Origin of the sequence: Cellulosimicrobium cellulans, assembly GCF_001722485.1 — a bacterium.
GTDB classification, from domain to species: domain Bacteria; phylum Actinomycetota; class Actinomycetes; order Actinomycetales; family Cellulomonadaceae; genus Cellulosimicrobium; species Cellulosimicrobium cellulans_A.
In genome coordinates, this window is record NZ_LWGL01000004.1 from 47,607 (window position 1) to 60,464 (window position 12,858).

The following is a 12,858-nucleotide window of genomic DNA, read 5'->3' on the forward strand; positions in this document are numbered from 1 at the left end:
CGTACGCCTCAGCACATAGGACCCGACAACACGACCCTCGCGACGGGACAGCGCTCGAATTTGGTGCACGGCTTCATGCACTCGAACGCCGATTTCACCCGCCTGCTGCGACGACGTGCGGGCGATGCGGGGGCCACGCGGCGACGGCCGGGTCAGGCGGCCGTGCGGCGGTTGCGTGCCGCGATCAGCGCGAGGACGCCGATCAGCACGAGCAGGGCCGCTCCCCCGGCGATCCACCCGACGGTCGCGCCGGTGACCGCGAGCGGTCCGCCGGGCTTGCCCGGGCCCGCAGCGTCGGCGGGCTTGTCCGGCGTCGCGCACGCCTGGGCGGAGTCCGCCAGGCCGTTGTGACCGATGCCCGCGACGTTCGTGAACCCGCCACGACCGTCCGCGCCCGGCTCCGGGCAGGTGAACGTGGACTGGTTGATCGTCGCCCGGTCGAGCGTGGCCACGACCTGCACCCGGTAGGTGTGGCTCGCGCCCGCGCCCAGCTCGACACCGGCCGCCACGACGTTGGCGGGGTCGTCCTCGGCGCCCCGTCCGGTCCAGGTGCCCGACGGCGTCACGCCCTCGGGCGCGGAGGTCACCGTCGCGGACCGGACCTGGACGCCGGCGCCGTAGCGCAGCCGGTCGCTCAGGTCGTAGACCCCGGCGGCCGCACCGTCGTTGACCGCGGTGATCTCGTACGTCACCGTCCAGTCGCCGCTCTTGCCCTGGACCGGGTCACCCGCGACCGACTTGGTGACGTCGATCGAGGGCAGCGGGGCGCAGTCGGTGTCGGTGACCGTCCCACCCGTCTCGTCCGTCAGGGTGGCCGCGTTGTTCAACCCCTGCTCGACGAGGTTGCTGCCCGGAGCCGTGGTGCACGCCGGCGAACCGGTCCCGTCCTCGGCCACGTCGTCCGCCGCGAAGTGCAGCGGCACGCTCGCCACCACGGTCACTCGGTAGACGTGCGGGACGTACCCTTCGTCGTCCAGACCACCGATGCTCGCGTCCGTGGCGATCCGCTGATCGCCGTCGCCGTCGAAGCCCTCGTTGAGAACGATGCCGGCCGGGCCGGTGACCGCGACGGAGTCCACCGTGACGACCGGGGCGAACAACAGCTCGTCGTCCAGGTCGTACGTCGTGGCCTCCGTCCCGACGTTCCCGACGGTCAGGTCGTAGACGACCTCCCACTTCCCCTCACCGACAGGGCTCGCGGACACGAGAGCCTTGTCCAGCGTCGGCTTGCCCGGACGCACGCACTCGTCGTCGCCGTCCTGGATGCCGTTCCAGCCCACCGTGGCGGTGTTGTTCAAACCGCCCGGCACCGTCCCGTCATCCGTCGTGCACACGTCCGTGTCCGGCACGGTCACGTCCGACAGGTCCGCCGTGTACCGCACGGTGACGGTGTACGTGTGCACGACCCTCGCGTCGGCGGGGGCGCCGTCGATGGGCTGACCCGTGACGACACGGGTGTCGTCGAGGCCGTCGAAACCGGGGTTGATCCCGACCGGGTTCGCCGCGTCCGTCACGAAGTCCTGGATGCCGACGATCGTGACGCCCTCACCCGGGGTCAGGGTGTCGTCCAGGTCGTACGACCCCGCACCCGGACCACGGTTGGTCGCCGTGATCTCGTAGACCACGTCGTAGACACCGTCCTGACCGTCGACCGGCGTCACCGCACCCGACAAGGACTTGGTGATGTCGATCAGCGGCAGCGGAGCGCAGTCCTCGTCCGCGTTCGTCTCGCCGTTGTGCGCGAGCTGCACCGTGTTGGACAGGCCGCCGCGGTCCCCCGAGCCGGGGGCGGGGCAGGCCAGGTCGGCCGGAGTGACGACGTCGCGGTCGAGCGAGACCACGACCCGCACCTGGTAGGTGTGCACGCCCTCGGCCTCGAGCGTGACCCCGCCCGCGACGAGGTTCTCCCCGTCGGCGAGGTCCGCACCCTGGCCGGTCCACCCGGCCTGCGCCGTCACGCCCGCAGGCGTGGTGACCACGTCCGCGGACTCCACGACGATCCCGTCGCCGTACCGCAGCTGGTCACGCACGTCGTACTCGCCTGCAGCCCGACCGGTGTTGGTCGCCACGAGGTCGTACGTGATCGTCCACGTGCCGTCACCGTTCGGGGTCGGCCCGTCGGAGATCGACTTGTCGACCCCGATCAGCGGCAGGCTCGGGCACACCGCGTCGACCGGCTCGATGCCGTTGTGGTCCAGCAGCGTCCCGTTGGCCAGGCCACCGGTCCGGCCGGAGCCGGGCGGCGGGCACTGCAGCACCGACGGGTCGATGGTGTCCTCGTCCATCGACACCACGACCTCCACCGTGTAGGTGTGGCGGTCGCCGGCGCCGAGGCTGACGCCTCCGGCGATCAGGTTCTCCGCGTCGCCGGGGCCGGCGCCGAGACCGGTCCAGCCGTCCTCGACCGTCACCCCCGCGGGGGCGGTGATGTCCGTCGACTCGACCGTGATGCCCTGGCCGTAGCGCAGCTGGTCGTACACGTCGTAGTCACCGGCGTCGCCGCCGACGTTCTCGGCCACGATCTCGTACTCGACCGTCCACGTGCCGTCGCCGTTGGGCACAGGACCCGAGGCGACGGTCTTGTCCACGGTGATGTACGCCACGGTGATGCAGGCCTCCGCGTCGTCGGTGAGGCCGTTGTGCTCGACCTGCGCCGTGTTCGACAGGCCGCCGTTGCCGGCGCCGGTCTGGTCGCACGAGGTCACCACGGGCACACCGTCGGAGGCGGCCACCGACAGCACGACCTCCACCTGGTAGGTGTGGGTGCCGCCCGCCGGCAGGGTCACGTCGGTCGCGATGACGTTCTCCGGCGACGTCTGGTCCGGGCCGAGACCCGTCCAGCCGCCAGACGCCGTCACGCCGTCGGGCGTGCTGACGACCCGGCCGGACTCGACCACGAGGTCGCCGTCGGCAGTCATCGTGTCGGTCACGTCGTACTCGCCGTCCGCCGTGCCGGTGTTCGTGGCGACGATGTCGTAGACCACGGTCCAGGTCCCGTCGCCGTTGGGCGTGGGACCGGAGGACACACCCTTGGTGATGTCGATCGACGGGACCGGCGCGCACGCCTGATCCACCTCGACCTCACCACGGGCGTCCGTCAGCGCCGAGGTGTTGTTGAACCCCTGGTTCGCGTCCGACCCCTCCGCCGGGCACGCCGCCGGGTCCGAGTCGGAGCCGGCGCCGTCCAGCTGCAACGGCACGTCCGCGACCACCGCCACCTCGTACCGGTGCGGCGCATACCCCGCGTCATCGCTGCCCAGCAGCGGCACGTTCTGGGTGATCAGGGTGTTGCCCTGCCCGTCCCACGCCGGGTCCGCCAGCGTCACCCCGCCCGGCGAGGCCGTCACCGTGGCCGAGGTGATGCTCGCCTCGGGCGTGAACCGCAGCGTGTCCGCGAGGTCGTAGGTCGTCGGGTGCGTCGAGGTGTTCGACACGTCGATCCCGTACACCACCTCCCACTGCCCGCCACCGATCGGCGTCGCCGACACCAGCTCCTTGACGTGGGTCGGGTCGCCGTCCACCTCGATCCCAGCCGGGTCCGGCGGGATCGTCGGCGGCACCTCGGAGTCCGGCGGCGTGTCCGCCGTCGCCGACGCCGTGTTCACCAGCACGTCCGGACCACCCTCCTCGAGGACGATCTCGTACTCGTGGGACCGCGACTGCTCCGGCGCGAGCTCGTCGACGACGAACCCGCCCAGCTCCGGCTGCTTGTCGTCACTGACCACGACGTTCGTCAACGTGCCCTGACCGGTGTTCGTCACGACGACCCGGTACCGCACCGTCTCACCCGGGCGGAACGACGGGTACTCCGCCACGTCGTTCGCGTCGTACCACTGCCCGTCGAGAGCCTGCACGTACTTCTTCAGCGACGCCGAGTACGCCGTGCCCATCGTCAGCGGCTCCGACGTGCGCATCACCAGCTCGGTGTGCTCGGCGACCGCCTGGGCGCGGTTGACGTACACGTCGCCCGGCTCGGCGCCGTCGGGCCGGATGCGCACCGTGAACGCGGACGTCGCACCCGGCGCCAGCTCCCCACCGATCACGCGGACCGCCGTCGGGTTCGCCATCGGCGTCGTGCTCCACCGCGCCGGGTCGACCGTGCCGGGAGCCGGCCCGTTGCTGGCATCCGACGGGTCGTCCGACAGCAGACCCGGAGCCACGTCCGTGTAGTACACCGTCGCACCCGCCGGCGCCTCCACCGCCGTCACGTCGTACGTGCCCGAGAAGTCCGTCCCACGACCGTCACCCCGGTACGGCAGGATGTCGATCGTGTCCGTGAACGCCTGCGGCAACGGGTCCTGTGACCGCAACGTCACCGTCCACGACCCCGACTCCCCCGACCCGTCACCATCCGGGTTCGCGATGAACCACTGATCCGTGGTCTTCCCGAGCTGCGTGGTGCCGCTCGTGCTGGTGGTCACCTGCGCCCGAGCGTCCAGAGTGGTCTGGCCGTCGACCGAGCTCGTCGCAGTGTTCGTCAGGACCTGACCCGGCTGCACCGCCGCGCCTGCGACGGCCTGGTAGGTCAACGGCTGCGGGGCGTTGGTCGGCACGTCGTCGAGGCTCCAGGTCAGCACCTGCTGGCCCGAGCCGTTCGTCGTCACCGTCGGCTCCGGGGTGGCCGAGCGGGCCACGTAGGTCATGCCCACCGGCAGCGTGTCGGTGATGACGTACCCGTCCACGGTCTCGGGCGCGCCGGTCCCGTTGGCGGAGTACGTCAGCGTGAACGTCGCCGGCTCCCCGGGCTTCACGATCGCGCGGTCTGCCGACTTCTGGATCGCCGGAGTCGCGTACACGACACGGAAGATGTCGCGGTTGTTCGTCGTGTGCGAGTAGCGCGCGTCCGGCGTGACCTGCCGGTTGAACGACGTGGTGATCCAGCTCGTCCCGTTGAAGACGGAGCCGAACATCCACACGTCCTGGCCGGTCGGGATCCCGTCCTTGACCGTCGTCCACGCGTTGAGCTGGATCGTCTGGATCCCCTCCGCCTCGTGGATCGAGTGCGGATACATGATCCGGACGGCCTTCACCGTGGAAGGGTCGGTCGGCTCGATGGTGGTCCATCCGCCCGGGTCGGTGCCGCAGTTGAACGTGTTCGGGTCGCCGATGGCGTTGCCGACGTAGTACTGGACCGCCGGGGCGCCGTTCCTGAAGGCTTCGTCACGAGGTGCGACGAACGGGCTGAGTGCACGAACCTGCGCGAACGGGGCGTCGTCACGCGGCGTGTAGGTCACGTGGTCGGTGTCGAACACCAAGCACTGTCCCTGTTGCGTGGTCGGCGCCAGGTTCGCGGATGCACCCGTGTACTGGACGTACTGCAGCGGCATGTCGCCGTGCGTCAGGCGATAGGTGTCATCCCACGTGGTCCCGCCATGTCCGGTGCCGGGTCGCCACCACGCCGCCGACCAGGTCCCGGGCAGCGTGTACACCTTGCTCGTGGCGTTGTTGGTCGTCAGGTCGGTCGCCGTCAGCCCGGTCGTCGACCGGTACGACGGCGCGTTCGACGTCAGCGTGACCGTGCCCGCCTGCGTCGTGGCCACCCGGAACCAGAGGGTCCCACTGGCGACGTAGTCCCAGTCCGACGGCAGTGCGTTGCCCGTCGAGTCCTTCGACGGCGTGGCCGCGAGGTCGTAGTCGATCCCCGTGAGGGCAAGGTCGAAGAAGCCGGGCTGGCCCGCGACCGGGGTGAGCGTGCAGCTGTCGACGAACGAGGTCTGGCGGTCGGCGGCGTAGCCGGGCGTCTCCGACCACGGCACGCCGTTCGCCGTGTGCCAGTTGAACGGGCTGCACCCTGTTACGCCCTGCGGACTGGTGCCGACCGACACCGGCCTGCCGTTGCTGTCCGTGACACGAACGCGGTACGCGGCGTTGTCAGGTCCCGGGTCCGAACCCTTCGCCAGTCGCAGTGACCACTGCAGGTCGAGGAGCACCGACGAGTAGGCGGAGTTCCAGCCGACATGAGCCGAGTTCGCCCCGAACTGCATGTCCATGGCGAACGTGTTCTGGATGTCGACCGGGTCCAGCGGCCTCTGCTGGCCGTTGATCTCACCGACCGCGGTGATCTGGTCACCCGTGTCGCCGTCGGCCACGACGGGGGTCTGCACCACTACCGCCGTGCCCTGCACGACCGTGCCGACGTTGCACGTCAAGGTCCGGCCGTCGGTCGAGATCGCCGACACCGGCGCGACGTCGGTCGTCAGGCAGAGGTCCGGGATCTCCTTGAACAGACCGTTGCCCGCACTCGCGGTGAACGTCACGTCGTCGACCGGGTCGTTGGACGGCGCAGGCTGGTCGTCGTTGACGTTCACCCGCCACACCGCGTTGACCACGTCGCCGCGGCCGACGGTGGAGGGAGTGCCGTTCTCCCACTGGCCGGTGATCTGATAGACCGTGTCCGCCGACGCCGGCACCGCGGCGCCGGCGATGCCGGCGGTCGCCGTCACGACCGCGAGGGTCGCACCCACGACCCGCTGCCACGCCGAGCGCCGCCGCGGCTCTCGCGCACGACGGTGACGCATCGGCGCACCCGCCGGTGCACTGACGGCCCGACGTGCTCGGCCCCGTCCTGACCTGCTGTCACCGCCGTCTGGGCGGTCGAACCACTGAGCGCTCAAGGCTCCCCCTCTGCCGTTGGCGCACCGTCGACGTGCGCCTCAGCACATAGGACCCGACAACAGGCCTTTCACGACGGGGCGAGGCTGGAAATTGGTGCACGGCTTCATGCAGTCCGGAGCCGAAATCACCCGCCGGCGCCCGCGGAGCTCCAGGGGCACGCCTCGGCCGTCGACATGCCGACGGCCCAGCGCCCCGACGCGAGGTCGAGGCGCCGGGCCGTGAGCGCCGGTCGGTCTGCCGGTCAGGGAATCGTGCGGCGGTTGCGCGCGGCGATCAGCGCGACCACGCCGATCAGCACGAGCAGGGCAGCGCCGCCGGCGATCCATCCGATGGTGGCGCCGGTGGTCGCCAGCGGTCCCCCGCGCTTGGCGGGACCCGCCGGGGCGGGCTCGACCGAGGTCGTGACCTCGTCGGACGCCGGCTCGACGGGGTCGCCCCACGGGGTGTTCCCCGTGACGCCGGCCTCGTTGTGGATGTGGCCGCGAGCCCCGTCCTCCGCCGTGATCGCACGCGCCGGCACTGTGCAGTCCATCGACTCACCCGGGGCCAGGCTGGTCGCCGGGCAGGTGACCTTCCCGGCGGTCGGGTCGGACACCGCGATGTCCTCGACCGTCGTCGCTCCCGTGTTGGTCACGACGATCGACCACTCGATCCGGTCGCCCACGTCGACCGTGCCGTTGCCGTTCACGTCCACCGTGGTCGCGGTCTTGTCCAGCTCGAGCGAGCTCGTGCCGGTGAACGGCACCTCGGCGGTCGACGGCGGGGAGACCGGGGGCGGGACGTTCCCCGGCGGGGTGCCCGTCGCGGTCGCGGTGTTGCTCAGCAGACCCGAGTCGACGTCGGCCTGCGTGGTCACGTACGTGACGGTGCACGACACGACCTGGCCGGGGAGCAGGGCGGCGACGCCCTCGGCCGGGCAGTCGATCGCCGGCAGCTCGCCGGACCCGGAGAACTCCGTCTCGTCGATGACGACGTCCGTCAGGGTCGTGTTGCCGGTGTTGGTGACCACGAACGTGTAGGTCACCTCCTGTCCGGCCCGGGTCATCGACGCCGGGTCGGCGGTCTTGACCAGGCTCAGGCCCGGCTCCGGGGCGGCCGGCACCTCGACGGTCGACGGCGGCGACACCGGCGGGGTGCCGAGGCCCGGCGGCGGCGTGCCGGTGGCGACCGCCGTGTTGACGATCTCGCCGGCGTCGACGTCCGCCTGGGTGAGCACGTAGGTCGCCTCGCAGACGACCTGGGCGCCGGGGACGAGCGTGGCGAGGCCGTCGGCCGGGCACGCGAGCGGTGACAGCGCTCCGGCTCCCGAGAAGTCGCTGTCGTCGACCACGACGTCCCTCAGGGTCACGTTGCCCGTGTTCGTCACCACGAACGAGTACGTGACCGTCCGACCGACCTGGTACTGGGCCGGGTCGAAGAGGTCCGCGGACTTCACGACCGTGATGCCCGGCTGCGGGTCGACCGGCACGTCCACCGTCGACGGCGGCGACATCGGCGGCGGGGTGTCACCCGGCGGGGTGCCCGTCGCGGTCGCGGTGTTCGACAGCTCGCCCGAGTCCACGTCGGCCTGCGTGACCACGTAGGTGGCCTCGCAGGTGACGGAGACACCCGGGGCCAGCGGCCCCACGGGGCACGTCGCCACCGGCGGCTCGCCCGTGCCGGAGAACTCCGTCTCGGTGACCTGCGGGTCGGTGATCGTCACGTTGCCGGTGTTGGTCACCTCGAACGAGTAGGTGACCGTCTGCCCGGCAGCGGTGATCTCGGTCAGGTCCGCGGTCTTGACCACCTCCAGGCCGGGCTGCGGGTCGACCGGCACGTCCACCGTCGACGGCGGCGACATCGGCGGCGGGGTGTCACCCGGCGGGGTGCCCGTCGCGGTCGCGGTGTTCAACAGCTCGCCCGAGTCCACGTCGGCCTGCGTGACCACGTAGGTGGCCTCGCAGGTGACGGAGACACCCGGGGCCAGCGGCCCCACGGGGCACGTCGCCACCGGCGGCTCGCCCGTGCCGGAGAACTCCGTCTCGGTGACCTGCGGGTCGGTGATCGTCACGTTGCCGGTGTTGGTCACCTCGAACGAGTAGGTGACCGTCTGCCCGGCAGCGGTGATCTCGGTCAGGTCCGCGGTCTTGACCACCTCCAGGCCGGGCTGCGGGTCGACCGGCACGTCCACCGTCGACGGCGGCGACATCGGCGGCGGGGTGTCACCCGGCGGTGTGCCCGTCGCGGTCGCGGTGTTCGACAGCTCGCCCGAGTCCACGTCGGCCTGCGTGACCACGTAGGTGGCCTCGCACGTCACCGCGTCGCGCGGGGCGAGCTGCCCGGCCGGGCAGCTGATGACCGGCGGCTCGCCCGTGCCGGAGAACGCCGTCTCGGTGACCTGGGGGTCGGTGATCGTCACATTGCCGGTGTTGGTCACCTCGAACGAGTAGGTGACCGTCTGCCCGGCAGCGGTGATCTCGGTCAGGTCCGCGGTCTTCACGACCTCGAGCTCCGGCCGGGGGTCGGCCGGGATGCGCACCGTCGACGGATCCGAGGGAACCGGGTCGCCGGCCGGCGACGTACCGGACGCGGACGCCGTGTTGGTGACCGAGCCGGCGTCCACGTCGCCCTGCTCGAGCACGTAGGTCGCCTCGCAGGTGACCCGCTCGCCCGGGGCGAGCGACGCCACGCCGTCGGCGGGGCACTGGATCGCCGACATCGTGCCGTCGCCGGTGAAGGAGTCCTCGTCCACGCTCACGTCGGTGAGGGTGACGTTGCCGGTGTTGACGACGTCGAAGAAGTACGTGACCTCCTGGCCGACCACGAACGCGGCCGGGTCGGTGAGATCCGCGTCCTTGACGATCTCGAGGGACGGCCGCGGGTCCACGGGGACCTCGACCGTCGACGGGTCCGACGGCGGCACCGGGTCGCCCGACGGCGTCGTGCCCGTGGCCGTGGCCGTGTTGGCCAGCGTCCCTGCGTCCAGGTCCTCCTGCGTCACCACGTAGGTCGCCTCGCACGTCACCGAGGCGCCCGGGGCCACGGGACCCGCCGGGCAGACGGCGACCGGCGTCGGGCCGGAGCCGGAGAACGCGGTCTCGGTGACCTGCGGGTCGACGATCGTCACGTTGCCGGTGTTGGCCACCACGAAGGAGTAGGTGACCGTCTGCCCGGGCTCGGTGAGCTGCTCGAGGTCGGCCGTCTTGGCGACCGTCAGAGCCGGCTGCGGGTCGACCGGCACGTCCACCGTCGACGGCGGCGAGTCCACCGGGTCGCCGGTGGGCGGGGTGCCCGTGGCCGTGGCCGTGTTCGACAGCGTGCCGGAGTCGAGGTCGGCCTGCGTCACCGCGTAGCTCGCCGTGCAGGTCAGCGACTCGCCCGGGTCGAGGGTGGTGTCCGCCGGGCACGCCAGCGCGGTGAGCTCGCCGCTGCCCGAGAAGTCGGTGTCGTCGACCACGACGTCCGTGAGAGGCACGTTGCCGGTGTTGGTCACGTCGAACGAGTAGGTGACCGTCTCACCGACGGTGCTGACCTCCGTCAGGTCCGCCGTCTTGGCGACCGTCAGGGCCGGCTGCGGGCACAGCACGCTCGGGCGTACCTGGGCGTCGAAGCCCTCCATCGGCGCGGCGGACTTCACCTGCACGACGATCGTGTTGAGACCGGTCCGCCAGTCGTCGGCAAGGGTGGTCTGCGCCGCGTTCGCGGTGAAGAACCCGGCGTAGTAGTACGTGCCAGGGTTCGTCGCGGGTGCCGTGAGCGGCGTCTGCGGCAGACCCGTCGTCTTGCCCGACTGCGGCTCACCGTTGACGAAGACCTCCGCGACCGCGTTGTCGGCGAGGAAGTTCATGGCCAGTGCGAACGACCCGGGGTCGACGCCTGCGTCGAGGTCGAACTGGAAGCGGTAGTACCAGTCACCGAAGGTCACGCCCTGGTTGGGGGCGGCGATGGTCTGCTGGGAGATCCACTGCGCGTTCCCGTACGGGCTGTCCGCCCAGTTGGCGACGATCTTGCCGACGTTGGCCGCTCCCCAGGTGGCGTCCGCCGGCGGCGCCGACACCGTGGCGCTGGCCGGGTACGGGCCGGCGACCTGCCAGTTCGCGTCCTTGGCGTTGTCCGGCAGGGTGCCGCCGGTCGCCGCGTCGTAGCCCGTGTTGAAGATGTCGGCGTCCGACGTGCAGGTGACCAGCGGCGGGACGACGTCGAGCGTCGCCTCGCCCGGCTCGTTGAGACCCGTGGACGTGATGTTGTCCGGGCCGTTGGTGTACGAGCCGGCGTTGAAGCCGGTGACGCCGACCGTGATCGTGCACGAGGTCATGCCCGCGGACAGGTTGCCGCTCGCGGTGATGGTCGAGCTGCCTGCGGCGGCCGTCACCGATCCCGCGGGGCAGGTCGTGGCGACGGCGTTCGGCGTCGCGACCACGAGACCGGCCGGGAGGGCGTCGGTGAACGACCAGCCGTTCTTCGCCGCCAGCTCCTCGGTGTTGGTGACCGTGAACGTCAGCGTGCTGGCCCGGCCCGGGGACACGACCGTCGGGCTGAACTCCTTGTCCAGCTGCGGCGTCACGTCGAGGACGCGGATGTTGTCGTACGCGCCGTCGTTGCCGCCGCCGTTGCCGTTCTCGTTGCGCAGCACGACACCGAGGGTGCTGCCGGTCACGAGCTGGGACGAGTCAGCCGCGAACCGCCCACCAGAGGCCTCGACGGTGGACCCGTTGCTCGGACGGGGGACGGCGACGGTGCTCGCACGCGAATCCGTGCACGGGTCGATGGCCGTGCTGGACACCGGGATCTCCGTCCCGCTCTCGTCGACGAGGTAGAAGCGGAGCTCAGGGTGCGTGGCGTGACAGTTCACGGCGACGGCGTCGACGGAGAACGTCACGAAACGTCCGTCGCTCGCGGGCAGCTCCAGCGGCGTCGCGGTGCGGAACTGGACCTGGTCGTCCGCCGAGCTGCCGGACGTGAACGAGGCCGCTGCCGCGTTCGACGCCGGCGCAGCGTGGCCGACGAGCGCGCCGAGCGCGTAGGGCAGCGCCGCGAGGGTGTCGTACGTGCCGATACCTGTGGCTTCCGTGCCCCCGGGGCCGGTGCAGTCCCCGGTCGCACGCGGGCTGCCGTGGTCGAGGATGATGCCGTTGCAGTTGGTCCTTCCCACCCAGAACGGGTCACCCGTGTACGTCGTGCCCGAGGCGCCGACGTAGTCCGTCAGCAGCACGTTCGAGTTCGCGGGACGGTTCTCGAAGTCCTCGGCGAACAGCACCTGGGACGCACCGGGGACTCCCGGAGAACCCGGCGCCGCGACGGCGTCCTGCGGCGCCATCGTCAGCGACGACGCGACGAGGCTGCTGCCGAGCAGTCCGAGCGCGGCGAGGACGGCCGACCCGCGGGTGAGCAGCCTCCTCGACCCGCGCGCGTGACGTGCTCCGAACCGCGGGCCTGCCGCCGCGCGGCGTGGGCCCCGCCGTGAGCGGTCCCCTCGTCGTGGTCCGGCGTCGCCGCCGGGTCGGTCGAACCACTGGACGTCCATGCATTCCCCCCTGCCGTCGCGCACGGTCGTCGCGCGCGCGACAGCACTATGACCAGAGGGGAGACACGTCCCGGTGCGCCGGGACCCGAACTTCATGCATCACTTCATGCACGTCGGCGCGGATTTCACCCGCGGCCGGGCACCGCCGAGGTACGCGCGGCCGGGACGAGCGCCGCGAGCACCGCGAGCACCGCTACCAGCCCGAAGACGCCTCCGTAGCCGCCGAGCACCTCGTACGCCGCGTAGCCGAGGAGCGGCGAGAAGGCCTGCGGCAGCGTCGTCGCGGTGCCGAGGAGTCCGAGGTCGTGGCCCGCGTCGTCGAGCGACGGCAGGCGGTCGACGGTGTCCGCGAGCTGAACGGTGAAGAAGGTGCCGGTCGCCACCCCGGCGAGCACGGCGTAGCCCACGACCGCCGGGGCGGCAGGGAGCAGGAGCGGCAGCAGCGCGGCGCCGGCGAGCACGAGCGGCGCCGCGACGAGGAACGGCCGGCGCCGGCCCACGGCGTCCGACCACCGGCCGCCGACCACGGCCGCGCCCGTGAAGGCCACGAGGTGCACGACGACGAGCACACCGGACACCCTGCCGGCCCCCTCGACGCTCAGCCCGGTCCACTCGACGAGGACGTAGAGCTGGTACGCGGTGATCATGTGCGTGCCGCCGACGACCAGCGCGCGGGTGAGGAGCGCGCGGCGCAGAGCGGGCCGCCCGAGCGCGCGCCGCAGCGCCGACGGCCGTCCGGC

Annotated in this window: 3 protein-coding genes; all 3 read right to left on the reverse strand. The window is 71.6% G+C overall.

Features of this window, described 5'->3' with window-relative positions:
• Nucleotides 1-152: 152 nt before the first annotated feature.
• Nucleotides 153-6,443, reverse strand: coding sequence for a DUF7507 domain-containing protein (locus JZ5iCDA_RS18680; RefSeq protein WP_171905262.1), 6,291 nt, complete (start codon nucleotides 6,441-6,443; stop codon nucleotides 153-155).
• A gap of 413 nt (nucleotides 6,444-6,856) precedes the next feature.
• Nucleotides 6,857-12,118, reverse strand: coding sequence for a DUF7507 domain-containing protein (locus JZ5iCDA_RS01320; protein WP_069385474.1), 5,262 nt, complete (start codon nucleotides 12,116-12,118; stop codon nucleotides 6,857-6,859).
• 125 nt (nucleotides 12,119-12,243) lie between these two features.
• Nucleotides 12,244-12,858, reverse strand: a 615-nt coding sequence (locus tag JZ5iCDA_RS01325) for an MFS transporter (RefSeq protein WP_139122900.1), incomplete at its 5' end; no start/stop codon positions are given.